Source organism: Enterobacter cloacae complex sp. I3, assembly GCF_014896175.1.
Classification (GTDB): Bacteria; Pseudomonadota; Gammaproteobacteria; order Enterobacterales; family Enterobacteriaceae; genus Enterobacter; species Enterobacter bugandensis.
This window is the reverse complement of the sequence record NZ_JADBQZ010000030.1, coordinates 1-24514: the sequence shown is the minus strand read 5'-3', so window position 1 is coordinate 24514 and position 24514 is coordinate 1. Positions and strand designations below refer to the sequence as shown.

Below are 24514 nucleotides of genomic sequence, written 5' to 3'. Positions count from 1 at the left end.
GCTCCTTAAATCACCACGGAGCGTTACGCACGTTTATCATGCTAACCGGCTATAAGTTCGAATCCATCCGGGCACTGCGCACTGAAAATGTGATTGCCTGGGAGGTATTGTCCACGGCAAAGCCCAACGTCAATCTTGAAGATTACTTTGGCTCGCTGTCGGCGGCGCAGCGTAAAGCGCACTTCTTTGCGCAGCTTCGTCACGCCATGTTTTGCAAGGATGGCGACAAGTATTACCTCAATGCAGCATCGGATTTACTGCTGGAAACGGACTTCCTCGACAGGCTAAAAGAAGAAACCTCGTGCCCGGAGAAACTTGCTATCGAGATCACCGATCTCCATACGATGGTCCAACTCGACGTTACGCAAAGCCAGGCGCTGAGGAAATGCATCGCGACGCTCCATCAGTGGGGGATAGAAGTGTGGGCAGACGATGTCTGCGAAGACCTACTTCCCGACCTGCTGACCAGCCAGATCCGCTTCTGCGGCATCAAAATTGACAAACATACCTTCTGGAACGGACGGACCGAGCAGGCGAAGTTTCTGCATCTCACCCGCGAGTGCAAGCGCGTCGCCAGCAAGGTGCTGATCGAAGGCATCGAAACCGCGGGTGATTTCGCGCTGGCCTGCGCGAGCGCGGCCGATTACGGCCAGGGCTATCTGTGGGGGAGAAAATGACCCCTTTCATTTTGAATGCTGGCGATCGGGTCATCGTTCTGCGCGGCAACGCCTGCTTATGGCCTTGCCCCACCTTTTGCTGCCATACCCTGGCAGAATGCCATCAAAAACGCTGCCTGCTGGACGCTCAGTCATTCGCTTTGTAATTGCACTGTTACTCACGTCAGGAAATAAGATCATGAAAATTATTCCCACCGCTGTATGTTGTTCCGCTCTCCTGCTTCCTGCTGCTGCGATCGCCGCAGACAGTACCGCAAGCGCGACGATGCATGTATCACTTGAGGTCGTGAAGTCGTGCACCCTCAAAGCCAACGACCTCAACTTCTCGCGTCACGGCTCCGATGAGTCGAGCGAAATCCTGGCCAAAACGCAGGTCGATATCGTCTGTACCAACGGCACGCCGTTCACCCTCACCGCCACCAGCCCCGACGGCGAAAGCGGCACCTTCTGGCTGAAGCCGGAAAACGGCGAAACCGGGGCGCAGAAGATTGCGTGGAAACTCTTTGCTGACGAAGGCAAACAGAAGCAAATCAACGAGACGACTGGTCTGGACGATACCGGCAACGGTGCGGAACAGGAAGAAACGCTGTATGGCGTCATTGACGCCGGGGCGCTGACAACCGCCCAGGCAGGGAACTACAGCGACGATATCACGTTAAAACTGGAGTACTGATCGTGCGTCGCTACCTTCCCTGCTTCATTCTGTGGCTCATGATGCTGGCGCTGCTGTCGCGCTACGCGCTGGCCGCCACGCTTCAGGTGGCCCCGGTAACACTCGATCTGCAGAGCGACCAGCGGGCAGCGGCGGTCTATCTCACAAACAGTGGGAAAGCGGCCATCAATGCGCAGATTCGGGTATACGAATGGACGCAAAAAAACGGTAAAGATGTGCTGGTGTCCACCGGGGAGGTGGTCACCAGCCCGGCGATGACTTCACTGGCGCCGGGCCAGCAGCAACTGGTGCGCATTATCGTCATGCAGCCCGGCATCCGTGCGCAGGAGCAAAGTTACCGGCTGGTTATTGACGAACTGCCGGACGCCGCGTCCCGTGCCGCCAACCCCTCCGCGGTACACTTCCTGCTGCGCTACTCGATTCCGGTGTTTATTGCCGGGAGCCAGAGCGCGCCCGTCAGCCACGATGCCCTGAGCTGTGAGCAGGCAGACATACCGGCCACTCTCCGCTGCTTTAACGCCGGAAACCGCCACATCCGCCTGAGCCACCTTGAGGCCCTGACGGCCGATGGGAAGGTTGTCGGGTCGATTAAAGGCCTGGCGGGCTATGTGCTCCCGGGACAAACCGCCCTTTTATCGCTCAAGCAGCCCACACGTCACGCGCTCAGCTCGCTGCGCGTCTATCTTAATGATGACCATCATGCCAGCCAGATACCCCTGCGCCCGCTCGCTTCTCGCGCTCCTGTTTTGGCTACCGCTCATGCTGTCAGCCCGGACTGAGCCCGCCGACACCGTGCAATGGCTGGCCATTACCGTGAACCACGCCCCGCGAGGCGAGCTATGGGCCTGCCGGGTGGTGGATAATGCGCTATGGATAAGCCGCAGCGACATGAAAAAGCTGGGGCTTCACGCCCCGGACGATCGCGCAGAGTGGGTTGAGCTGACCTCCCTGCCGGGCCTGAACGTCAATCTCGACGTGCTGTCCCAGCAGGTGTCGATTACCGCAGAGGCAGACGCGCTCGAGGGCCAGCAGCATCTGACCGTCTCAAGGCCCACGCCGATGTACCGCTATCCTGATGCGCAGCCCGTCAACGCCTATACGCTCGGATATGCGCTCTACGCCAGCGACGTGCAAGGGAAGCGCCAGCTTAACGCCCAGACCATGCTGACCGCGTCCGGTGGGCTACCCGGAACGTTCAGCAGCAGTTTTTCAAGCCATGTCGGGGAGGAAAACAGCGCCGGTCGACCGACCCATACGCGTCTCGAAACCCGCTGGCAGTGGGACAACACCGACTCGCTGACCACGCTGGCGCTGGGCGACAGCGTCACCACCGGCACCGGCTGGAGCCGACAGGTACGCTTTGGCGGGCTGCACTGGGCACGTAACTTTGAGCTCAATCCCCAGCTCAATACCGAACCGCGCAGCCGCTACAGCGACACGGCCGTGCTGCCTTCCACGGTCGATTTGTATATCGACGGCCTTAAGCAGAGCAGCCAGCGCGTCACGCCGGGAGACTTTCTACTGGATACCCTGCCCTCCTTCACCGGAAGCGGACAGGCGGAGGTGGTCATTACCGATATCAACGGCCAGCGTCGCACCGTACAGCTCGATCTCTACGGCGCGCCGGGCATGCTGGCGGAAGGGTTCAGCAGCGGTTCGCTGGACATCGGCTGGATGCGCGAAAACTACGCCCTGCGCTCCGACGACTATGCCGCCTCGCCGCTGCTGGACGCGGGCTGGCGCTATGGGGTGAATAATAGCCTGACGCTGGCGCTGCATACGGAACAGCAGCGCAGGCTGCGCAACGTGGGTATGGGCACTGACTGGCTGGTCTCTCCCGCCGTGGGGGTGGTCAGCAAGCACGTTGCCGTGAGCGACAGCCCTTACGGTCAGGGCGTTCAGTGGGGCCTTGGCTGGCAGTGGAACGGCAGGGGAACGAGCATTTCTGCCAGCACCGTCCGTACCGAGGCGGATTTCGCCGACAACGCCCGCATGAGCGGTGCCGCGCCCGTCAGACGCAGCGACAGCGTTTGGGTAAGCCAGTCCATCCCCCACTTCGGTACCGTGGGCGCGGGCTGGGTACAGCAGAACATTCAGGGCAGCACAGAGCGTTACCTCAACGCCTCCTGGTCGGTATCGCTGCCGGCACACATCTCCACCACGCTGAGCTACACCCGCTCGTTTACGGACGCGTCGAGCCACGTTCAGTTGCTGCTTTCCGTCCCATTGGGTCGCGAGGACACGCTCTCCGCTCAGGTCAGCCGGGATACGCCGCGCATGGATTACCGCCACCAGCCGGACGATGAGGCCGGCGGCTGGTCATGGGAGCTGGGCCAGGGCTTTGGCGAACGACGTGAAAGATATGCGGACGTCGGCTACCTGGGCCGAGCGGGCGAATGGCACGTTGGGCTGCAGCAAGGTGCCAGCCAGGGCAACCAGTACGCCTCCGCCGAAGGCAGCCTGACGCTGCTGGACGGCAGCCTGTACCCGCTGCGCTACATCCAGCAGGGCATGGCGCTGGTATCCACGCACGGCATTGGGCACGTACCGGTAATGCTGGAAAACCGCCCGGCCGGTGAAACGGATGAAGACGGTTATCTCCTGCTGACCGACCTGCCGCGCTACCACAACAGCAAAGTCAGCATTAACCCGCTCGATCTGCCCGCCGATGTGATCGCCCCTGTTACCGACATGCATGCCAGACCGGGCAACAGCAGCGCGGTGAAAGTCGAGTTTAACGTCCATCACGCCGTCACGGTTCAGGCCCGGCTGGTCGACAGCCGCCGCAGGCCGCTCCCGCTGGGCAGCATCGTGTCAACGCCGCAGGGTGCCACCATCGTAGGACGCGACGGCTTTATCTGGCTTGAAGATCCGCCCCTGCCGGGCGAACTGGTGGTGAAGACCGGTGAGGGAGAGTGCCGGGTCACGCTTCCGGCGCCCCGTACCGCGTCATCTATACAGAATATCGGAGAACAACTGTGTCATTAAGAGCGCCGTTATTATTGCTGCTCGTCCTGTCCGTGAAGGCGATGGCGGCAGCCTGCTGGATAACCTCCATGCCCGCCATTAACTTTGGCAACGTTGTGGCGGGCAATACCACCTCCGTCAACACCGAGGTCAAATTTAGCTGCCAGGCCGACAACGAGGGCAGGACGGAATATATTAACGTCTGCCTGAGCAGCGTAGACGCCCCGCCCTTTGAGATGATCTCGCCGGGGGATCAGGAGGGAAAACAGTACACCCTTCTCTTCCGCCTGCTTAACGGCGCAGCGCGCTCTCAGGAGCTGGGGCCTGCCAGCAACGGGAACCTGATTCAGCAGACCCTCGCCGCGGAAAGCAATGCCAACGTAAGCGGTACCTTTCCGCTTATCGCTACCATTCCGCCAGGGCAAAGCCAGCTTCCGGCCTACCACTATTACAACTACAACATGAATCTGCGCATCGCCTGGCACAGCGCCCTGCGCCAGGACGCGCTGCAAAACTGCTCGGACGGTTCCGCAGAGGGGCAGCAGGTGCAGGGCGGCACCAGCGCTCAGGCCGAAATCAGCCAGGGGTGCTACATCGAGCGCGTGACGCCGCTTAACTTCGGCACGCTGACCAGCACCGCTACCCTGAGCCCGACGCGATCCTCCGCCACCCTCACCACGCGCTGTCCGGCCGGAACCGCGTTCACCCTTGCCATGGGAAAAGGCAACCATGCCAGCGGTAACCAGCGGCAGCTCTGCAACAGCGAGGGTCATTGCCTGCGCTACGGTCTCTGGCAGGATGAGGCGGCCACGCAACGCTGGGGAGATCAAAGCAGCGGCGATGCGCTGCAGGTCACCAACCCTGCAGGCGGCACCCAGAACTACACCGTTTACGGCGAGGTCCCGGCACAGCCGCTAACCGGTACCGGGGAGTTTATTGATGACGTGATTATCACGCTGACTTATTAAATCACCCAAAAACCTGTCTGGATCAATGTTATCGGTAACAGTGGCGTTAAAATAGCCAGCAATGCAGCCTTGAGGGCGTAAGCCTTTTTTCATTCATTATCTCTGTTTTTATTACAACAACTTATGAAATACCTGCTTGCTGACGCCATCGTCTATAACGACGAGGACGGCTCTGTTTCTCTTATCAATGCGCCGGATGAGGATGCGCAGCTCCTCACCTGCACGGCCAATACCATCATGAGGCTGCTGGTTCAGCATCATGGGAACGTGGTCGAACGGGAAACCTTTCTCCAGGAAGTCTGGGATCGTCGAGGGCTCCAGGGGTCTAACAACTCCTTAAACCAGTACATCAGCATTCTGCGCAAGATGCTGGCGACCCTGCTTCCCGACGCGCTGTTTATCGTTACCGTACCGAAAACGGGCTTTATGCTCAGCGCAGACGTCACCGTCACTCCGCTGGAGGAGGCCCCCCCGATCGCCAAAACGGTGAAACCTGCATGGCGCGTTCGCCCGGAATGGCTGTTCTGCGGCGCGCTCACGCTGGTCGTCGTTGCGCTAAGCATCTGGATCGTGCTCATCAAGCCAGACGCCCCGCAGCGGGAGATCCATCTGCTGACGCATATCGGCACCTGTCCGGTTTACACCTTTACGCCGCTGGCGGACGTGTTTCACGGGAAGGCGATTACGCTCGCGCAAACGCTTCAAAAGGACGGTCACCTTCCGTGTCTGAAAAATTCGATTTTCTACATGCACATTCAGAGAACGCTTTTCTACGGCCACGAAGGGCGGCTGGTGCTCTCCCAATGCTCCCTCACGCGGGGTAAAGCCAGCGCCTGTCGTACGCTTTACTATTACGAGTGGTGATATGAGACAGAAAAAAGTTTGGCTAATCCTGATCCTCAACCTGCTGCTGCTGGGCACCGCGCTGGCGTGGTATTTTCACACGCCTCCGCTGTCGGTAACCTGCGACGGAAACCTGACGTTTACCGACGAGCGCGACAGCCACAATTTCACCTTTGACGGTGAGGTCATTATGCGCTTTCACCCCGACAAAACGGGGTACATCACGGTTAACGGCAACGTGGTGAATGCCCCGCGCAGCTGGGAGGTTTCTCGCCAGGAGATGTTTAAATGGCGTCACGTGGAGGACGAACTGTATGAGATCGTCATTCAAAAAGTGGAGCGCTTTAGCCATGACGCGATGCCGCCCGGGGTCTTTGAAAAATACGTTGCCGGCCTGACGCTGGGCAATAAAAGGCTTCTGACGATAGAGCGCACGCCGGAAGACGCGCTGGTGATCAGCAATTTTTATTCGCCGGTGCTGATCTGCTCGGAATAATGTCGACGGGTCAGGCTATACTTGCCGCCATGACTATTCGCATTCGCCCCACCACCCTCAGCGACGTTGCCGCCCTGTCCGCCATTGAACGCGCGGCGGCCGGGCGATTCCGCGGCATCCCGGAACTCGCCTGGCTTGCCGACGGCGAGGTCATTCCCGCTGAGCAACACCTCGACTATGCCGAACGCGGGCTCAGCTGGCTGGCGCTGGCAAACGACCAGCCCGTTGGGTTTGTCCTTGCCGAAGCCCATCCGTCATCACTGTTTATTGTCGAACTCTCGGTTGATCTGAACTGGCAGGGAAAAGGGATTGGCAGACAGCTCATCGCCTGCGTGGCAGATTGCGCCCGTAAAAGGGGGCTGACCGCGCTGACGCTGACGACGTTCCGGGACGTACCGTGGAATGCGCCCTTCTATGCGCGGCTGGGGTTTGAAATGATGACGAGGCTGACGCCTGAATTGCGTGAAAAACGCGAAGAAGAGACAGCGCACGGTTTCGCGTATGAAACGCGCTGCGCCATGCGCCTGCCTCTGTAATATCGCCCGGCGTTAGAACGTTTCCCAGTTATCACCTGCATCGGCAGTCGCGGTTTTACGCGTCATTACCGGTGCGGCAACGGCTTTCGCCGAAGCGAATTCACGCGCCTTCATCTGCTCCTGCTGAATGCGGAACACCGCCACGGCCTGCGTCAGACGGCTTGCCTGCTCTTCCAGCGCCGCCGCCGCTGCGGCTGACTCTTCCACCAGCGAGGCGTTCTGCTGGGTCACGCGATCCATCTCCGCCACTGCCAGACCGACCTGGTCGATACCGCGGCTCTGCTCGTCGGACGCAGAGGCAATCTCGCCCATGATATCGGTCACGCGGGTCACCGCGTTCACGATCTCACCCATGGTTTCACCGGCGCTTTCCACCAGCGTTGAACCCACTTCCACGCGTCCAACGGAGTCTTCAATCAGGCTCTTGATCTCACGTGCTGCCTGAGCGCTGCGCTGGGCCAGGTTACGCACTTCCCCTGCCACCACCGCAAATCCACGGCCCTGTTCGCCCGCACGCGCCGCTTCTACCGCCGCGTTCAGCGCCAGGATGTTGGTCTGGAAGGCAATGCCGTCGATCACGCTGATGATATCGGCAATTTTCTGCGAACTGCCCGCGATGTCACGCATGGTTTGCACCACGTTGTCCACCACCTTGCCGCCCTTCTGCGCGGTTTCAGACGCGCTTAGCGCCAGGTGGCTCGCCTGACGGGCGTTCTCGGCGTTCTGCTTAACGGTCGCCGTCAGCTGCTCCATGCTGGCAGCGGTCTCTTCCAGGGAAGCGGCCTGCTGTTCAGTACGGGAAGAGAGGTCGTTATTGCCCATCGCGATTTCGCTCGCGCCGCTATAGATAGCGTTCGCGCCGTTACGCACGTCGCCCACGGTACGCACCAGTTCGCCCTGCATATGACGCAGCGAGTCGGCCAGTTCGCCCATCTCGTTAGAGCCTTCCACGTCGATGCGCTTCACCAGGTCGCCGCTGGCGATGTGGCGGATATTGTCAATGAGACGCGTCAGCGGAGAGATCAGCGCCTGCTTGATACCCAGCCAGACGGCCACGATCACCACCAGCACGGCAACCAGCACGCTGATCAGCACCCAGATAGCCTGAGTGTAAGAGCTGTTGCTGTCTTCAACCGCCATCTGGTACAGCTTGTCGTTCTGCTGCAGGTAGCTCACGTACTGCTTCTCGAATCCATCCTGGTAGCTCTGGGTCGGCTGGTCGAAGAAGGCGTTGATTTTGCCCGCCCCCAGCAGCTGAATTAGCTCAGCCAGCGCACCGTGGTAGATATCGTAGTTACGTTTAATTTCCAGCGCAGCGGCGTCGCTCTGACGCGGGTCGCGCGGCAGGGCTTCATAGTCAGCCCAGTTTTTTTCCGCCTGTTTCAGCGAGGCAGACGCAATCTGCATCAGATCGTTAACGGTCGCGCCGCTGCCGATATTGTTCTGATCCATCATGTAGCGGATGCCCGCGCGGTTCAGGGTATTACGGGTTTGCAGCAGCGCAACCCAGCTCCCGTTAAGGGTGGATTGTTGCTGACGAATGGTTTGCAGGACGGTGAAATTCTCTTTGTCATTCTTCAGAGCATTAAAGAAAAGACCACCGGATGTGAGTTGTAAAAGGCCAAATATCGCTAAAACCAGCATTAAGCTGGTGACAATCTTGATACGGTTTAACATGTTTTCTCTTTCCTCAGACAGATACAGAATTTTCGGCCTGGAAAGGGAAAACTTTACGAAAATCATCCTGGAATTTGTGGTTTTTACTCTTCTTCCCGCGCTGCGTTATGCCGGTTCCCGAGTTCAATAAACTCTTCCAGCAGCGCCGTCAGCTGCTTCATCTTCTCCGGGGTGTATTCCGCCTCAATCTGCTGATACGCCTCTTCCACCTGCGCCTGGGCGTGCTCGTACAGCGCATTTCCCTCTTTGGTCAGCGACACGTACAGCTTGCGCTGGTCGTTCACCGGCTTTAAGCGCAGCACCAGGCCGTCGCGCTCCATGCGCGTCAGAATGCCGGTCAGGCTCGGGCGCAGAATACAGGTGCGAAACGCCAGATCGTGAAAATCCATCGACGGATGTTCAGCCAGCACGCGCACGATGCGCCACTGCTGCTCGGTGAGGTTATGCCGCTTCACAATCGGACGGAAGTACGACATCGCCGCTTCCCGCGCCTGCAAAAGCGCGATGGTTAATGAATCATGCATAGCCTCTCCCCTTCACATCATTAACAAGTAAACGATTCATAAAAGATGTTTTTATAAACAACACGTTTCCTGCCAGAAAGTCTAACAGAAACCATTCTGTTTTATTAAGCAACTGATTTACATAGTATTAAAATCCATAATGTAAATTTATTGTTATTCATATCACAAATTCTTCACTTCTGATTGCGAAATAAACAGCAAAAGCATAAAACCAGATCATTAACATATTAATGAAATCATAACCCGGACCGTCGGGGTGAGGAGTAGGTGAATGAAAGGTACCGTATTTGCCGTCGCGCTGAACCACCAGAGTCAGCAAGAAGCCTGGGCTGAGGCGTTTGAAAAAGCCCCTTACAACACGCCGCCAAAAACGCCGGTGTGGTTTATCAAACCGCACAACACCGTGATTCGCGCGGGCGAGCCCATTCCTTTCCCGCAGGGGGAAACGGTGTTAAGCGGCGCGACGGTGGCGCTGGTTGTGGGTAAAACCGCCAGCAGGGTGCGCGTAGAGGACGCCGCGGCCTACATCGCGGGATACGCGCTGGCCAACGAAGTGAGCCTGCCGGAAGAGAGCTTCTACCGTCCGGCCATTAAGGCCAAATGCCGGGACGGCTTTTGCCCGCTTGGCGAGCTGGCCGCCGTTGATAACGTCGACAACCTGACCATCATCACCGAGATCAACGGCCGCGAAGCGGACCACTGGAACACCGCCGATCTGCAAAGCAGCGCCGCCGAACTGCTGAGCGCCCTGAGCGAATTCGCCACCCTCAAGCCCGGCGATGCGATCCTGCTCGGCACACCGCAAAGCCGCGTGGAGATCCGCCCGGGCGATCGCGTGCGGATTCTGGCGGAAGGTTTCCCGCCGCTGGAAAACCCGGTGGTGAACGAGCGCGACGTTGCCCTTTCCCACCGCACGCCTGAACACGCCACGCTGTTCGCCCTCGGTCTTAACTACGCCGATCATGCCAGCGAGCTGGACTTCAAGCCGCCCACCGAGCCGCTGGTGTTTATCAAAGCGCCGAACACCTTCAATGGCGACAACCAGACCTCGGTGCGCCCGAACAATATCGAATACATGCACTACGAGGCGGAGCTGGTGGTGGTTATCGGTAAAACCGCGCGTAAGGTGAGCGAAGCCGAGGCGATGGAGTATGTCGCAGGCTACACGGTCTGCAACGACTACGCCATCCGCGACTACCTGGAAAATTACTACCGCCCGAACCTGCGGGTCAAAAGCCGCGACGGATTAACCCCCATCAGCCCGAACATCGTGCCGAAAGAAGCCATTCCCGATCCGCATAACTTAACCCTGCGCACCTTCGTCAACGGCGAACTGCGTCAGGAAGGCACCACCGCCGATCTCATTTTCAGCATTCCTTACCTGATTGCGTATCTGAGCGATTTTATGACCCTACAGCCGGGCGACATGATCGCCACCGGCACGCCGAAGGGGCTGTCCGACGTGGTGCCGGGCGATGAAGTGGTGGTGGAAGTGGAAGGCGTGGGCCGCCTGGTGAACCGGATTGTCAGCGAGGAGACTGCAAAATGAAAAAGATTAACCACTGGATCAACGGTAAAAACGTCGCCGGAAGCGAGTACTTCCATACCACTAACCCGGCCTCCGGCGAGGTATTAGCGGAAGTCGCCTCCGGCGGTGAAGCGGAAATTCATCAGGCCGTTGCCGCCGCTAAAGAGGCGTTCCCGAAATGGGCCAACCTGCCGATGAAGGAGCGCGCGCGCCTGATGCGTCGCCTGGGGGATCTGATCGACCAGAACGTGCCCGAGATCGCCGCCATGGAAACCGCCGACACCGGCCTGCCGATCCACCAGACCAAAAATGTGCTCATCCCGCGCGCCTCGCACAACTTCGAGTTCTTCGCCGAAGTGTGCCAGCAGATGAACGGCAAAACCTACCCGGTCGACGACAAAATGCTCAACTACACCCTGGTGCAGCCGGTGGGCGTCTGCGCGCTGGTGTCGCCGTGGAACGTGCCGTTTATGACCGCCACCTGGAAGGTCGCGCCGTGCCTGGCGCTGGGCAACACCGCGGTGCTGAAGATGTCTGAACTCTCGCCGCTGACCGCCGACCGTCTGGGCGAGCTGGCGCTGGAGGCGGGCATTCCGGCGGGCGTGCTGAACGTGGTGCAGGGATACGGGGCGACGGCAGGCGACGCGCTGGTGCGCCACCACGACGTGCGCGCCGTCTCCTTCACCGGCGGCACCGCCACCGGGCGCAACATCATGAAAAACGCCGGGCTGAAGAAATATTCCATGGAGCTGGGCGGCAAATCCCCGGTGCTGATTTTTGAAGATGCGGACATCGAACGCGCGCTGGACGCCGCGCTGTTCACCATCTTCTCCATCAACGGCGAGCGCTGCACCGCGGGCTCGCGCATCTTCATCCAGCAGAGCATCTACCCGGAGTTCGTCAAGCGCTTCGCCGAACGCGCCAATCGCCTTCGCGTGGGCGATCCGACCGATCCGAACACCCAGATTGGCGCGCTCATCAGCCAGCAGCACTGGGAGAAAGTCTCCGGCTATATCCGCCTCGGCATCGAGGAAGGCGCCACCCTGCTGGCGGGCGGCCCGGACAAACCGGTCGATCTGCCTGTACACCTGAAAGGCGGCAACTTCCTGCGCCCGACGGTGCTGGCGGACGTCGACAACCGCATGCGCGTGGCGCAGGAGGAGATCTTCGGGCCGGTGGCCTGCCTGCTGCCGTTTAAGGACGAGGCGGAAGGCCTGCGCCTGGCGAACGACGTGGAGTACGGCCTGGCGTCATACATCTGGACCCAGGACGTCAGCAAGGTGCTCCGTCTGGCGCGCAGCATTGAAGCGGGCATGGTGTTCGTCAACACCCAGAACGTGCGCGACCTGCGCCAGCCGTTTGGCGGCGTGAAGGCCTCCGGCACCGGCCGCGAGGGCGGCGAGTACAGCTTTGAAGTGTTCGCGGAGATGAAGAACGTCTGCATCTCCATGGGCGACCATCCGATTCCAAAATGGGGGATCTGACAATGGGCAAGCTAGCGTTAGCGGCAAAAATCACCCACGTGCCGTCGATGTATCTTTCCGAGCTGCCGGGGAAAAACCACGGCTGCCGCCAGTCCGCCATCGACGGGCATAAAGAGATCAGCAAGCGCTGCCGTGAACTGGGCGTGGACACCATCATCGTGTTCGACACCCACTGGCTGGTGAACAGCGCGTACCACATCAACTGTGCGGATCATTTTTCAGGCGTCTACACCAGCAACGAGCTGCCGCACTTTATCCGCGACATGACCTACGACTACGACGGCAACCCGGAGCTCGGGCAACTGATCGCCGACGAAGCGGTGAAGCTCGGCGTGCGCGCCAAGGCGCACAACATCCCGAGCCTCAAGCTGGAGTACGGCACGCTGGTGCCGATGCGCTACATGAACGCGGATAAGCACTTCAAAGTGATCTCCATCTCCGCGTTCTGCACGGTTCACGACTTCGCCGACAGCCGCAGGCTGGGCGAGGCCATCGTCAGCGCCATCGAAAAGTACGACGGCACCGTGGCGGTGCTCGCCAGCGGCTCGCTCTCGCACCGCTTTATCGACGACCAGCGTGCGGAAGAAGGGATGAACAGCTACACCCGCGAGTTCGACCGTCAGATGGACGAGCGCGTGGTCGAGCTGTGGCGCGAAGGCCAGTTTAAAGAGTTTTGCAGCATGCTGCCGGAGTACGCCGACTACTGCTACGGCGAGGGCAACATGCACGACACGGTGATGCTGCTGGGGATGCTGGGCTGGGATAAATACGACGGCAAGGTGGAGTTCCTCACCGAGCTGTTCGCCAGCTCCGGCACCGGCCAGGTCAACGCCGTTTTCCCGCTGCCCGCATAAGGAGTCGTTATGCCGCACTTTATTGCTGAATGTACCGACAACATCCGCGCGCAGGCCGACCTGCCGGGGCTGTTCGCCAAAGTGAACGAGGCGCTGGCCGCCACGGGGATCTTCCCGCTCGGCGGCATCCGCAGCCGCGCCCACTGGCTGGACACCTGGCAGATGGCGGACGGTAAGCATGATTACGCCTTTGTGCATATGACGCTGAAGATCGGCGCCGGGCGCAGCCTGGAGAACCGGGAAGCCGTGGGGGAGATGCTGTTTGCGCTGATCAAAACCCACTTCGCGGAGCTGATGGCGGAGCGCTATCTGGCGCTGTCGTTTGAGCTGGACGAGCTGCATCCGACGCTCAATTACAAACAAAACAACGTGCACGCGCTCTTTCGCTGAGGTCTTTTATGCTGGATAAACACACCCATACCCTGATCGCCCAGCGCCTGCATCAGGCGGAACAGTCCCGGGAGCAGATCCGCGCGATCTCGCTGGAGTACCCGGAGATCACCATCGAAGACGCCTACGCCGTACAGCGCGAATGGGTGAGCCTGAAAATTGCCGAAGGCCGCGTGCTGAAAGGCCATAAGATTGGCCTCACCTCGAAAGCGATGCAGGCCAGCTCGCAGATCAGCGAGCCGGACTACGGCGCGCTGCTGGACGACATGTTCTTCCACGACGGCAGCGACATCCCCGTTGACCGCTTTATCGTCCCGCGTATCGAAGTGGAGCTGGCCTTCGTGCTGGCAAAACCGCTGCGCGGCCCGAACTGCACGATCTTCGACGTCTACAACGCCACGGATTACGTCATTCCCGCCCTGGAGCTGATCGACGCCCGCTGCCACAACGTCGACCCGGAGACCCAGCGCCCGCGCAAGGTGTTCGACACCATCTCCGATAACGCCGCCAACGCCGGGGTGATCCTCGGCGGTCGTCCGATTAAGCCCGACGCGCTGGATCTGCGCTGGATCTCCGCCCTGCTCTACCGCAACGGCGTGATCGAAGAGACCGGCGTCGCCGCTGGCGTGCTTAACCACCCGGCGAACGGCGTGGCGTGGCTGGCGAACAAGCTCGCGCCGTACGACGTGCAGCTTGAGCCCGGACAAATCATCCTCGGCGGCTCGTTTACCCGTCCGGTTGCCGCCAGCAGAGGCGATACCTTCCATGTTGACTACGGCAACATGGGCTCCATCAGCTGTCGCTTTGTATAAGGAGGCGACCATGCAAAACGCATTCAAAGCGGCGCTGAAGGCGGGCCGCCCGCAAATCGGTTTATGGCTGGGGCTGACCAGCAGCTACAGCGCAGAGCTGCTGGCCGGGGCCGGTTTTGACTGGCTGCTGATCGACGGCGAGCACGCGCCGAACAGCGTGCAGACCGTCCTGACTCAGCTCCAGGCTATCGCCCCTTATCCCAGCCAGCCGGTGGTGCGCCCGTCGTGGAACGATCCGGTGCAGATCAAGCAGCTGCTGGACATAGGCGCGCAAACCCTGCTGGTGCCGATGGTGCAAAACGCTGACGAGGCGCGGCTGGCGGTAAGCGCCACCCGCTACCCGCCTGCGGGCATCCGCGGCGTCGGCAGCGCCCTGGCGCGCGCCTCGCGCTGGAACCGCATCCCGGATTACCTGCATCAGGCTAACGACGCCATGTGCGTGCTGGTGCAGATCGAAACCCGCGAGGCGCTGAAAAACCTGCCGCAGATCCTGGACGTGGAAGGCGTCGACGGCGTGTTTATCGGACCGGCGGATCTGAGCGCCGACATGGGCTTTGCCGGCAATCCGCAGCACCCGGAGGTGCAGGCCGCCATCGAACAGGCGATCGCGCAGATCCTCAGCGCGGGCAAAGCGCCCGGCATCCTGATGGCGAATGAACAGCTGGCGAAACGCTATCTCGGCCTCGGCGCATTGTTTGTGGCGGTCGGTGTGGATACCACCCTGCTCGCCCGCAGCGCCGAAGCGCTGGCGGCCCGCTTTACCGACGTCACCACAGCAGTTGATAACAATAAATCCGTCTACTAAACGTACGATGTGGAGCGCAACATGACGACCTCAACCCTGCATAATAAAGATGTAGAACATCGCGCAATAAATAAGCTGTTCCGTCGTTTGATCGTGTTTCTCTTTATCCTGTTTGTTTTCTCGTTTCTCGATCGCATCAACATCGGCTTTGCCGGGCTGACGATGGGCAAAGATCTGGGCCTCACGTCGACCATGTTTGGCCTGGCCGCGACGCTGTTTTACGTCACCTACGTGCTGTGCGGGATCCCCAGCAACATCATGATGGCGAAGGTCGGCGCACGCCGCTGGATCGCCGGGATCATGGTGGTGTGGGGCATCGCCTCCACCTGCACCATGTTCGCCACCAGCCCCGAAACGCTTTACGTCCTGCGCATGCTGGTGGGCATTGCGGAAGCCGGTTTCCTGCCGGGGATTTTGGTCTATCTCACCTGGTGGTTCCCGGCCTATCACCGCGCCCGCGCCAACGCGCTGTTTATGATCGCCATGCCGGTGACCATGATGCTTGGCTCGATCCTCTCCGGGTATATTCTGGCGATGGACGGGCTGTGGAACCTGAAGGGCTGGCAGTGGCTGTTTCTGCTGGAGGGGTTGCCGTCGGTGGTGCTCGGCGTGGTGACCTGGTTTTACCTCAACGACACGCCGGATCAGGCCACCTGGCTGGATGAAGACGAAAAGCAGGCGCTGAAAACGATGATCGCGCGCGAGCAGGAGGTCGCCATCGCCCAATCCGTCACGCCGCGCTCGACGCTGCGCGAGGTGCTTACGCCCGCCGTGCTGCTCTACACGCTGGCCTACTTCTGTCTGACCAATACGCTGAGCGCGATCAACATCTGGACGCCGCAGATCCTGCAAAGCTTCAACACCGGCAGCAGCAATATCGTGATTGGCCTGCTGGCGGCGATCCCGCAGTTTTGTACCATCCTCGGGATGATCTGGTGGAGTCGCCGCTCCGACAGGCTGAAAGAGCGAAAAAAGCACACCATCCTGCCGTACCTGTTTGCAGCGGCGGGATGGATGCTGGCCTCCGCGACCGATCACAGCCTGATCCAGCTGCTTGGCATCATCATGGCCTCAACCGGATCGTTTACCGCCATGGCGATATTCTGGACCACGCCGGACCAGGTTATTAGCCTGCAGTCACGCGCGGTGGCGCTGGCGGTGATCAACGCCATCGGTAACGTCGGATCCGCCGTCAGCCCGCTGCTGATTGGGATCCTGCGCGACGCGACCGGCAGCTTCAGCTCCGGGCTGTGGTTCGTGGCGGGTCTGCTGGTGGTCGGCGCGCTGGTGCTGACGCGCATCCCGATGACGCAGCGGGTTCAACAGAGGAACGATCGTGTGCCAGAGCCCTATCGCCAACATTGATATCAGCAAGGAGTACGACGAAAGCCTGGGCACCGACGACGTGCACTATCAGTCGTTCGCCCGCATGGCGGCCTTTTTTGGCCGCGACATGCAGGCGCATCGTCACGACCAGTACTTTCAGATGCACTTTCTCGATACCGGACAGATTGAACTCCAGCTCGACGACCACCGCTATTCGGTGCAGGCGCCGCTGTTTGTGCTGACGCCGCCGTCGGTGCCGCACGCGTTTATCACCGAATCCGACAGCGACGGGCACGTGCTGACGGTGCGCGAGGATCTCATCTGGCCGCTGCTGGAGGTGCTCTACCCCGGCACGCGGGAAGCGTTCGGCCTGCCGGGGATCTGTCTGTCGCTTGCCGACAAACCTGACGAACTGGCGGCGCTGAAGCACTACTGGCTGCTCATCGCCCGGGAATCCACGGCGCAGCTGCCGGGCCGTGAGCATACGCTGGTCCTGCTGGCGCAGGCGGTATTTACCCTGCTGCTGCGCAACGCGAAGCTCGACGACCACGCGTCAGGCGGCATGCGCGGCGAGCTGAAGCTGTTCCAGCGCTTTACCCAGCTGATCGACACCCACTATCACCAGCACTGGACGGTGCCGGAATATGCCAGCGAGCTGCACCTGACCGAATCCCGCCTGACGGACATCTGCCGCCGCTTCGCCAACCGCTCGCCGAAACGGCTGATCTTCGACCGGCAGCTGCGCGAGGCCAGGCGCCTGCTGCTGTTTTCCGACAGCGCGGTCAGCGAGATTGCCTGGCAGTTGGGATTTAAAGATCCGGCCTATTTCGCCCGGTTTTTCAATCGCCTGACGGGCTGCTCGCCCAGCGCGTATCGGGCGCAGAAAGTACCGGTTTCCTGAGCGCATCGCGGTATGTAGGGCGGGTAAGCTCAGCACCACCCGCCAAAAACCCGCACAGATCACAAATCCCTTCTACGCCCGAAAAGTACCCGCCGTTGTCCCAAACGTCCCTTCACGTTCCGCCCCTCTCACGCTTCAATTAAACAACAAAAACAAAACATAAATTTAACAACCTTCTTCCGATACGAGGTCCCTATGAAGCCTGAAGATTGCCGCGCTGATGCCAAACGTCCGTTAACCGGCGAAGAGTATTTAAAAAGCCTGCAAGATGGCCGTGAGATTTATATCTACGGCGAGCGCGTTAAGGACGTCACTACCCACCCGGCATTTCGCAATGCGGCGGCGTCTATCGCCCAGATGTACGACGCCCTGCACAAGCCGGACATGCAGGATACGCTGTGCTGGGGCACCGACACTGGCAGCGGCGGCTACACCCACAAATTCTTCCGCGTGGCGAAAAGCGCCGACGACCTGCGCCAGCAGCGCGATGCCATCGCCGAGTGGTCGCGCCTGAGCTACGGCTGGATGGGCCGCACGCCGGACTACAAAGCGGCGTTCGGCTGCGCCCTCGGCGCGAACCCAGCCTTTTACGGCCAGTTCGAGCAGAACGCCCGCAGCTGGTACACCCGCATTCAGGAAACCGGCCTGTACTTTAACCACGCCATCGTCAACCCGCCGATCGACCGCCACAAGCCGGCGGACGAGGTGAAGGACGTCTACATCAAGCTGGAGAAAGAGACCGATGCCGGGATTATCGTCAGCGGTGCGAAAGTCGTCGCAACCAACTCGGCGTTGACCCACTACAACATGATCGGTTTTGGCTCCGCGCAGGTGATGGGCGAAAACCCGGACTTCGCGCTGATGTTCGTCGCGCCGATGGACGCCGAAGGGGTGAAGCTGATCTCCCGCGCCTCGTACGAGATGGTGGCAGGCGCAACCGGCTCCCCGTACGACTACCCGCTCTCCAGCCGCTTCGACGAGAACGACGCGATCCTGGTGATGGATAACGTACTGATCCCGTGGGAAAACGTGCTGATCTACCGCGATTTCGACCGCTGCCGTCGCTGGACGATGGAGGGCGGCTTCGCCCGCATGTACCCGCTTCAGGCCTGCGTGCGTCTGGCGGTGAAGCTCGACTTCATCACCGCCCTGCTGAAGAAATCCCTGGAGTGCACCGGTACCCTTGAGTTCCGCGGCGTGCAGGCGGATCTCGGTGAAGTGGTGGCCTGGCGCAATATGTTCTGGGCGCTGAGCGACTCCATGTGCTCCGAAGCCACGCCGTGGGTGAACGGCGCGTACCTGCCGGACCACGCGGCGCTGCAAACCTACCGCGTGATGGCCCCGATGGCCTACGCGAAGATCAAGAACATCATCGAACGTAACGTGACCTCCGGGCTGATCTACCTGCCGTCCAGCGCGCGGGACCTGAACAACCCGCAGATCGACCAGTATCTGGCGAAGTACGTACGCGGCTCCAACGGAATGGATCACGTCGAACGCATCAAGATTTTGAAACTGATGTGGGACGCCATCGGCAGCGAGTTTGGTGGTCGTCACGAGTTGTACGAAATCAACTACTCCGGCAGCCAGGATGAGATCCGCCTGCAGTGCCTGCGTCAGGCGCAAAGCTCCGGGAATATGGACAAGATGATGGCAATGGTCGACCGCTGCATGTCCGAGTACGACCAGCACGGCTGGACCGTGCCGCACCTGCACAACAACAGCGATATCAACATGCTCGACAAGCTGCTGAAATAGCGCAGCGGGAGGTTACAATGCATTCAGATGAACAACGCCTGCGTTTTCGCGACGCAATGAGCAGCCTGTCGGCGGCGGTCAATGTGGTCACCACAGAGGGCGACGCCGGACGCTGCGGCATTACCGCCACCGCCGTCTGCTCGGTGACGGATACCCCGCCGTCGGTCATGGTCTGCATTAACGCCAACAGCGCCATGAACCCGGTCTTTCAGGGCAACGGCAGGCTGTGCGTCAACGTGCTGAACCACGAGCAGGAGATCATGGCCCGCCACTTCGCCGGGATGACCGGGATGGCAATGGAGGAGCGCTTTGCCCTCTCCTGCTGGCAGAAAGGCCCGCTGGGGCAGCCGGTGCTGAAAGGCGCGCTGGCGAGCCTGGAAGGCGAGATTACCCAGGTGCAAACCATCGGCACGCATCTGGTTTATCTTGTCGAAGTGAAAAACATCATCCTGAGTGACGCGGGACACGGCCTGATCTACTTTAAGCGCCGTTTCCACCCGGTGATGATGGAGATGGAAGCCGTCGTGTGATCCCCCTCGCGCTGGCCTTTTTTCGGGCCAGCGCCGCTTTCTACAAAAATTCCTAAGGTTTCCGCTAAATCACGCCGTTATATATCCATAAGAGAAATTTTCTGTGCCTGAATACTGACATCTCCGGTCAGTGCTTTTGCATTGTTCAGCGCATACCCAATATACAGGAAGACCTTATGGCTAAAACGACGCGGAGCCGCTCGGCTGAACGTCTGGTCGATATTCTCCTTGAGCTACATTTACACGGGGTGGTAAACCGCAGTGCGCTAATGGAGAAATTTAAAATTACCGAGCGTACCGTCTACCGGGATTTAAATGCGCTCTCGCCCATTGTTGAACATACCGGTAACGGGCTATATCGACTGATCCATTCCGCCCAATCTCCCGGCGGGCAGGGATTACATCATGCTCTGGCTAACTTCCTGAATGCCGATAATTTTTTCCCTGAAAGAAATACGGACTTCTGGCAAAAGCTGGAGGCGCGCGTCGACGAAAACCATATTCTTATCCTCGGTAATGACGCAGAGCACACGGTGCAGCGTGATATCCGCCGCCATTTAGCGAAAATCGAGAAATCGATAAAGAACCATAATGTCTGTCAGATCGTTTATAAGGGTAAAACCCGTCTGATTAATCCCTATAAACTCATTAACAAAAAAAATATATGGTATTTACAAGCTACCGAAAATAGCCGGTTGAAATCCTTTTCATTAAGCCAGATTAGCTGGTTTGATGTTCAAAAAACCTTTTTTACTCCTGATGAAAATGTTCGGGAACTGCTGGAAAAAAGCCTCGACCCGTGGGTGTCCGAAACTACTTTCACCGTGAAAATATTCATTAAGGATAATATTTCACATTACTTCCTGCGCCGCGATCTCCTGCCGGAACAGGAGCTGCTGGAGGAGCGGCGCGGCGGCGTCACGCTGCGCTGCCAGGCGGCACACGAAAACCAGATCCTGCCGCTGCTGTTCTACTGGCTGCCGAATATTCAGATCCTGGAGCCGAGCTGGCTGAAGGAGAAGCTCATCAAGACGCTGGAAAGCTACCTGTCGATGGAGCGCAGCCCGGAAAACCACGTGATCTCAATCACATAATTTCCCCGACCAGCGGCGAGCCTGAACCACTCGCCGCGTCCTTTGACCGCTCACCCATCACTTTCAACCACTCACTCATTTACCGTCCTTTACGCGCGCGCGGATCTGGCACGATCGCTCCAGCATTAATCAATACCTCCTCACAACGAACCCTGACCCTTTTTTCTTTACATAAAAAACCAGGTCTTACTATGGATACTAAAAAACTACTTAAGCACGTGCCCTGGGCCTTACTCGGGATCCTCGGCGCTTTCTGTCTGGCGGTTGTCGCATTACGCCGGGGCGAACACGTCAGCGCCCTGTGGATCGTGGTCGCGTCGGTTTCCGTCTACCTTGTGGCCTATCGCTACTACAGCTTGTACATCGCGCAGAAGGTCATGAAGCTCGACCCGACGCGCGCCACCCCGGCGGTCATTAACAATGACGGTCTGAACTACGTGCCAACCAACCGCTACGTGCTATTTGGTCACCACTTTGCCGCCATTGCAGGCGCGGGCCCGCTGGTCGGCCCGGTGCTGGCCGCGCAAATGGGCTACCTGCCGGGTACGCTCTGGCTGCTGGCGGGCGTGGTGCTGGCGGGGGCGGTGCAGGACTTTATGGTGCTGTTTATCTCCTCGCGCCGTAACGGCTCGTCGCTGGGCGAGATGATCAAAGAAGAGATGGGCCGCGTGCCGGGCACTATCGCCCTCTTCGGCTGCTTCCTGATCATGATCATCATCCTCGCGGTGCTGGCGCTGATCGTGGTGAAAGCGCTGGCCGAAAGTCCGTGGGGCGTCTTCACCGTCTGTTCTACCGTACCGATTGCGCTGTTCATGGGCATCTATATGCGCTTCCTGCGTCCTGGGCGCGTGGGTGAAGTGTCGGTCATTGGTATCGTGCTGCTGGTCGCCTCCATCTACTTCGGCGGCGTGATTGCGCACGACCCGTACTGGGGCCCGGCGCTGACCTTTAAAGACACCACCATCACCTTCGCGCTGATCGGTTACGCGTTCGTTTCCGCCCTGCTGCCGGTGTGGCTGATTCTCGCTCCGCGCGACTACCTGGCGACCTTCCTGAAAATCGGTGTCATCGTCGGGCTGGCGATCGGGATTGTCATCATCAACCCTGAGCTGAAAATGCCGGCGGTGACGCAGTACATTGACGGCACCGGTCCGCTGTGGAAAGGCGCCCTGTTCCCGTTCCTGTTTATTACCATCGCCTGCGGCGCCGTGTCTGGCTTCCACGCGCTGATCGCCTCCGGCACCACGCCGAAGCTGATGGCCAACGAAACCGACGCGCGCTTTATCGGTTACGGCGCGATGCTGATGGAGTCCTTCGTGGCGATCATGGCGCTGGTAGCGGCCTCGATTATCGAGCCAGGCCTGTACTTCGCGATGAACACTCCACCGGCGGGTCTGGGCATCACCATGCCAAACCTGCATGAGATGGGCGGGGAAAATACCGCGCTGATCATGGCGCAGCTGAAAGAGGCCAGCGCACACGCGGCGGCGACCGTCAGCTCCTGGGGCTTCGTGATCTCGCCTGAGCAGATCATGCAGACCGCGAAGGACATTGGCGAACCGTCCGTGCTGAACCGCGCAGGTGGCGCGCCGACGCTGGCCGTGGGTATCGCACACGTGTTCCACAAAGTGCTGCCGTGGGCGGACATGGGCTTCTGGTACCACTTCGGTATTCTGTTCGAAGCGCTGTTCATCCTCACCGCGCTGGATGCCGGTACCCGTGCGGGCCGCTTCATGCTGCAGGATCTGCTGGGCAACTTCGTGCCGTTCCTGAAGAAAACCGACTCTCTGGTAGCGGGTGTTCTGGGTACTGCCGGGTGCGTAGGCCTGTGGGGCTACCTGCTGTATCAGGGCGTTGTCGACCCGCTCGGCGGCGTGAAGAGCCTGTGGCCACTGTTCGGTATCTCTAACCAGATGCTGGCAGCCGTTGCCCTGGTGCTCGGTACCGTCGTCCTCGTGAAGATGAAACGCACCAAATACATCTGGGTGACCGTGGTTCCTGCGCTGTGGCTGCTGCTCTGCACCACCTGGGCGCTGGGCCTGAAGCTGTTCAGCACCAACCCGCAGCTGGAAGGCTTCTTCTTCATGGCTAACCAGTACAAAGAGAAGATTGCCGCAGGCGGCGCGGATCTGACCGCACAGCAGATTGCCAACATGAACCATATCGTGGTGAACAACTACACCAACGCGGGTCTGAGCATTCTGTTCCTGGTGGTGGTGTACAGCATTATCTTCTACGGCATCAAAACCTGGATGAAAGTGCGCAACACAGAAGGCCGTACGGATAAAGAGACCCCGTACGTGCCGGTGCCGGAAGGCGGCGTGAAGACCTCTTCACACCATTAATCTGGTTGTATTCAGCCCCGCTCCGGCGGGGCTTTGTTCTTATCAGGATGGACTATGTTTGGTAACTTAGGCGAAGCAAAAAAATACCTCGGTCAGGCGGCGAAAATGCTGATTGGCATTCCGGACTATGACAACTACGTTGAGCATATGAAGACCAACCATCCGGATAAGCCGTACATGACCTACACCGAATTCTTCCGCGAGCGTCAGGAAGCGCGCTACGGCGGAAGTGGAGAAGGCGGCGTCCGCTGCTGCTAAAGGAGAGACCATGACCCCGATTGCCGTTACCCTGCTGACCGGTTTCCTCGGCGCCGGTAAAACCACCCTGCTGCGCCACATCCTGAACGAGCAGCACGGCTTCAAAATCGCCGTCATCGAAAACGAATTTGGCGAAGTCTCCGTTGACGATCAATTAATCGGAGACCGCGCCACGCAAATCAAAACCCTGACCAACGGCTGCATCTGCTGCACCCGCTCTAACGAGCTGGAAGACGCCCTGCTGGACCTGCTCGACAGCCGCGATCGCGGGGAAATCAACTTCGACCGTCTGGTGATCGAGTGCACCGGCATGGCCGACCCCGGCCCGATTATTCAGACCTTTTTCTCCCACGAGATCCTTTGCCAGCGCTACCTGCTGGACGGGGTGATTGCCCTGGTAGACGCGGTCCACGCCGACGAGCAGATGAACCAGTTCACCATTGCCCAGTCCCAGGTGGGCTACGCCGACCGCATCCTGCTGACCAAAACCGACGTGGCGGGCGAAAGCGAAAAACTTCGCGAGCGCCTGACCCGCATCAACTCGCGCGCGCCGATTTATACGGTGACGCATGGCGATATCGATCTATCCCAGCTGTTTAACACCAACGGCTTTATGCTGGAGGAGAACGTCACCGCAAAGCCGCGCTTCCACTTTATGGCAGACAGGCAAAACGACGTGGCGTCGATTGTGGTGGAGCTGGACTACCCGGTGGATATCAGCGAGGTCTCGCGGGTAATGGAAAACCTGCTGCTGTCGTTTGCCGACAAGCTGCTGCGCTACAAAGGCATGCTATGGATCGACGGCGAGCCGAACCGCCTGCTGTTTCAGGGCGTACAGCGCCTGTACAGCGCCGACTGGGACCGCCCGTGGGGCGATGAAGCGCCGCATAGCGTGATGGTGTTTATTGGTATCCAGCTGCCGGAAGAAGAAATCCGAGCAGCGTTTGCAGGTCTGAAGAAATAACCGCCTTGCTTCCCCTCTCCCCTTTAGGGTGTACAGTCCGGGGACATGGTAGACAGGTGTTCGGGGACATGGTGAACACTTTTTAACATCCTTTACCCATGGTG

The 24514-nt window shown here is 59.5% G+C and carries 24 protein-coding genes; 22 read left to right on the top strand and 2 right to left on the bottom strand.

Going from position 1 to position 24514, the window contains the following annotated elements; genetic code table 11:
- The first annotated feature begins 38 nt into the window (after positions 1-38).
- The 8 genes from IM271_RS19715 to IM271_RS19680 all read left to right on the top strand — a co-directional run bounded on the left by IM271_RS19715 (position 39) and on the right by IM271_RS19680 (position 7160).
- On the top strand, positions 39-677 hold the full coding sequence (locus IM271_RS19715; RefSeq protein ID WP_048999315.1) for an EAL domain-containing protein: 639 nt from the start codon (positions 39-41) through the stop codon (positions 675-677).
- A 178-nt stretch (positions 678-855) separates the two neighbouring features.
- Positions 856-1350: a spore coat protein U domain-containing protein gene (locus IM271_RS19710; RefSeq protein WP_028015413.1), complete on the top strand. Its 495-nt coding sequence runs from the start codon at positions 856-858 to the stop codon at positions 1348-1350.
- 2 nt (positions 1351-1352) lie between these two features.
- Positions 1353-2129, top strand: coding sequence for a molecular chaperone (locus IM271_RS19705; RefSeq protein ID WP_028015412.1), 777 nt, complete (start codon positions 1353-1355; stop codon positions 2127-2129).
- Positions 2050-4338: a fimbria/pilus outer membrane usher protein gene (locus tag IM271_RS19700; RefSeq protein WP_226859035.1), complete on the top strand. Its 2289-nt coding sequence runs from the start codon at positions 2050-2052 to the stop codon at positions 4336-4338. The genes IM271_RS19705 and IM271_RS19700 overlap by 80 nt, the downstream gene beginning before the upstream one ends.
- Positions 4329-5285: a spore coat U domain-containing protein gene (locus IM271_RS19695; protein WP_192971575.1), complete on the top strand. Its 957-nt coding sequence runs from the start codon at positions 4329-4331 to the stop codon at positions 5283-5285. Before IM271_RS19700 ends, IM271_RS19695 begins: the two co-directional genes overlap by 10 nt.
- A gap of 123 nt (positions 5286-5408) precedes the next feature.
- Complete coding sequence (locus IM271_RS19690; protein WP_041911307.1) at positions 5409-6149, top strand: winged helix-turn-helix domain-containing protein; 741 nt, start codon at positions 5409-5411, stop codon at positions 6147-6149.
- Position 6150: 1 nt separating this feature from the next.
- Complete coding sequence (locus IM271_RS19685; RefSeq protein ID WP_041911308.1) at positions 6151-6624, top strand: hypothetical protein; 474 nt, start codon at positions 6151-6153, stop codon at positions 6622-6624.
- A 29-nt stretch (positions 6625-6653) separates the two neighbouring features.
- Positions 6654-7160, top strand: a complete 507-nt coding sequence (locus IM271_RS19680) for a GNAT family N-acetyltransferase (protein WP_193053047.1) — start codon at positions 6654-6656, stop codon at positions 7158-7160.
- A 12-nt stretch (positions 7161-7172) separates the two neighbouring features.
- Here IM271_RS19680 and tsr read toward each other — a convergent pair whose 3' ends face one another.
- The gene (gene tsr / locus IM271_RS19675; RefSeq protein WP_045259638.1) at positions 7173-8837 is read right to left on the bottom strand and encodes a methyl-accepting chemotaxis protein; all 1665 of its coding nucleotides are present in this window, start codon (positions 8835-8837) and stop codon (positions 7173-7175) included.
- 83 nt (positions 8838-8920) lie between these two features.
- Entirely contained in the window at positions 8921-9361 is a 441-nt protein-coding gene (gene hpaR / locus IM271_RS19670) for a homoprotocatechuate degradation operon regulator HpaR (RefSeq protein ID WP_023334396.1), read from the bottom strand.
- A 271-nt stretch (positions 9362-9632) separates the two neighbouring features.
- Here hpaR and hpaG point away from each other — a divergent pair, with 271 nt between their 5' ends.
- The 14 genes from hpaG to yjiA all read left to right on the top strand — a co-directional run bounded on the left by hpaG (position 9633) and on the right by yjiA (position 24410).
- Positions 9633-10910: a 4-hydroxyphenylacetate degradation bifunctional isomerase/decarboxylase gene (gene hpaG / locus IM271_RS19665; RefSeq protein WP_048999310.1), complete on the top strand. Its 1278-nt coding sequence runs from the start codon at positions 9633-9635 to the stop codon at positions 10908-10910.
- Positions 10907-12373 carry a 5-carboxymethyl-2-hydroxymuconate semialdehyde dehydrogenase gene (gene hpaE, locus IM271_RS19660; RefSeq protein ID WP_048999309.1) on the top strand — a complete coding sequence of 489 codons (1467 nt, stop codon included), beginning with the start codon at positions 10907-10909 and terminating at the stop codon, positions 12371-12373. The genes hpaG and hpaE overlap by 4 nt, the downstream gene beginning before the upstream one ends.
- 2 nt (positions 12374-12375) lie before the next feature.
- The gene (gene hpaD / locus IM271_RS19655) at positions 12376-13227 is read left to right on the top strand and encodes a 3,4-dihydroxyphenylacetate 2,3-dioxygenase (protein ID WP_193053046.1); all 852 of its coding nucleotides are present in this window, start codon (positions 12376-12378) and stop codon (positions 13225-13227) included.
- A 9-nt stretch (positions 13228-13236) separates the two neighbouring features.
- Entirely contained in the window at positions 13237-13617 is a 381-nt protein-coding gene (locus IM271_RS19650) for a 5-carboxymethyl-2-hydroxymuconate Delta-isomerase (RefSeq protein WP_193053045.1), read from the top strand.
- 8 nt (positions 13618-13625) lie between these two features.
- Complete coding sequence (hpaH, locus tag IM271_RS19645; RefSeq protein ID WP_048957186.1) at positions 13626-14429, top strand: 2-oxo-hept-4-ene-1,7-dioate hydratase; 804 nt, start codon at positions 13626-13628, stop codon at positions 14427-14429.
- A gap of 10 nt (positions 14430-14439) precedes the next feature.
- A complete protein-coding gene (gene hpaI / locus IM271_RS19640; protein ID WP_059354706.1) occupies positions 14440-15234 on the top strand; it encodes a 4-hydroxy-2-oxoheptanedioate aldolase in 795 nt (264 codons plus the stop codon).
- Positions 15235-15255: 21 nt separating this feature from the next.
- Positions 15256-16599 (top strand): 4-hydroxyphenylacetate permease, encoded by a 1344-nt coding sequence (hpaX, locus tag IM271_RS19635; protein WP_193053044.1) that lies wholly within the window; start codon positions 15256-15258, stop codon positions 16597-16599.
- A complete protein-coding gene (gene hpaA / locus IM271_RS19630; RefSeq protein ID WP_048999306.1) occupies positions 16571-17461 on the top strand; it encodes a 4-hydroxyphenylacetate catabolism regulatory protein HpaA in 891 nt (296 codons plus the stop codon). Before hpaX ends, hpaA begins: the two co-directional genes overlap by 29 nt.
- Positions 17462-17656: 195 nt before the next feature.
- Positions 17657-19219 (top strand): 4-hydroxyphenylacetate 3-monooxygenase, oxygenase component, encoded by a 1563-nt coding sequence (gene hpaB, locus IM271_RS19625; protein ID WP_193053043.1) that lies wholly within the window; start codon positions 17657-17659, stop codon positions 19217-19219.
- Positions 19220-19236: 17 nt separating this feature from the next.
- Complete coding sequence (locus IM271_RS19620; protein ID WP_041911318.1) at positions 19237-19749, top strand: 4-hydroxyphenylacetate 3-monooxygenase reductase subunit; 513 nt, start codon at positions 19237-19239, stop codon at positions 19747-19749.
- Between the two features lie 176 nt (positions 19750-19925).
- Entirely contained in the window at positions 19926-20843 is a 918-nt protein-coding gene (locus IM271_RS19615) for a YafY family protein (RefSeq protein ID WP_048957191.1), read from the top strand.
- Positions 20844-21034: 191 nt separating this feature from the next.
- Positions 21035-23188 (top strand): carbon starvation CstA family protein, encoded by a 2154-nt coding sequence (locus tag IM271_RS19610; RefSeq protein ID WP_028015394.1) that lies wholly within the window; start codon positions 21035-21037, stop codon positions 23186-23188.
- A gap of 54 nt (positions 23189-23242) precedes the next feature.
- Positions 23243-23446, top strand: coding sequence for a YbdD/YjiX family protein (locus tag IM271_RS19605; protein WP_003856610.1), 204 nt, complete (start codon positions 23243-23245; stop codon positions 23444-23446).
- 10 nt (positions 23447-23456) lie between these two features.
- On the top strand, positions 23457-24410 hold the full coding sequence (gene yjiA / locus IM271_RS19600) for a GTPase (protein ID WP_193053042.1): 954 nt from the start codon (positions 23457-23459) through the stop codon (positions 24408-24410).
- The last annotated feature ends 104 nt before the right edge of the window (positions 24411-24514 follow it).

Bases quoted from the DNA above. Each gene is read 5' to 3' on its own strand.
- hpaG (WP_048999310.1), top strand. From the start codon at position 9,633: ATGAAAGGTACCGTATTTGCCGTCGCGCTGAACCACCAGAGTCAGCAA.
- hpaI (WP_059354706.1), top strand. From the start codon at position 14,440: ATGCAAAACGCATTCAAAGCGGCGCTGAAGGCGGGCCGCCCGCAAATC.
- IM271_RS19690 (WP_041911307.1), top strand. From the start codon at position 5,409: ATGAAATACCTGCTTGCTGACGCCATCGTCTATAACGACGAGGACGGC.
- tsr (WP_045259638.1), bottom strand. From the start codon at position 8,837: ATGTTAAACCGTATCAAGATTGTCACCAGCTTAATGCTGGTTTTAGCG.
- hpaB (WP_193053043.1), top strand. From the start codon at position 17,657: ATGAAGCCTGAAGATTGCCGCGCTGATGCCAAACGTCCGTTAACCGGC.
- IM271_RS19620 (WP_041911318.1), top strand. From the start codon at position 19,237: ATGCATTCAGATGAACAACGCCTGCGTTTTCGCGACGCAATGAGCAGC.
- hpaD (WP_193053046.1), top strand. From the start codon at position 12,376: ATGGGCAAGCTAGCGTTAGCGGCAAAAATCACCCACGTGCCGTCGATG.
- hpaH (WP_048957186.1), top strand. From the start codon at position 13,626: ATGCTGGATAAACACACCCATACCCTGATCGCCCAGCGCCTGCATCAG.
- IM271_RS19715 (WP_048999315.1), top strand. From the start codon at position 39: ATGCTAACCGGCTATAAGTTCGAATCCATCCGGGCACTGCGCACTGAA.
- IM271_RS19650 (WP_193053045.1), top strand. From the start codon at position 13,237: ATGCCGCACTTTATTGCTGAATGTACCGACAACATCCGCGCGCAGGCC.
- IM271_RS19700 (WP_226859035.1), top strand. From the start codon at position 2,050: ATGCCAGCCAGATACCCCTGCGCCCGCTCGCTTCTCGCGCTCCTGTTT.
- hpaX (WP_193053044.1), top strand. From the start codon at position 15,256: ATGACGACCTCAACCCTGCATAATAAAGATGTAGAACATCGCGCAATA.
- hpaR (WP_023334396.1), bottom strand. From the start codon at position 9,361: ATGCATGATTCATTAACCATCGCGCTTTTGCAGGCGCGGGAAGCGGCG.
- yjiA (WP_193053042.1), top strand. From the start codon at position 23,457: ATGACCCCGATTGCCGTTACCCTGCTGACCGGTTTCCTCGGCGCCGGT.
- IM271_RS19710 (WP_028015413.1), top strand. From the start codon at position 856: ATGAAAATTATTCCCACCGCTGTATGTTGTTCCGCTCTCCTGCTTCCT.
- IM271_RS19615 (WP_048957191.1), top strand. From the start codon at position 19,926: ATGGCTAAAACGACGCGGAGCCGCTCGGCTGAACGTCTGGTCGATATT.
- IM271_RS19610 (WP_028015394.1), top strand. From the start codon at position 21,035: ATGGATACTAAAAAACTACTTAAGCACGTGCCCTGGGCCTTACTCGGG.
- IM271_RS19680 (WP_193053047.1), top strand. From the start codon at position 6,654: ATGACTATTCGCATTCGCCCCACCACCCTCAGCGACGTTGCCGCCCTG.
- IM271_RS19685 (WP_041911308.1), top strand. From the start codon at position 6,151: ATGAGACAGAAAAAAGTTTGGCTAATCCTGATCCTCAACCTGCTGCTG.
- hpaE (WP_048999309.1), top strand. From the start codon at position 10,907: ATGAAAAAGATTAACCACTGGATCAACGGTAAAAACGTCGCCGGAAGC.
- IM271_RS19605 (WP_003856610.1), top strand. From the start codon at position 23,243: ATGTTTGGTAACTTAGGCGAAGCAAAAAAATACCTCGGTCAGGCGGCG.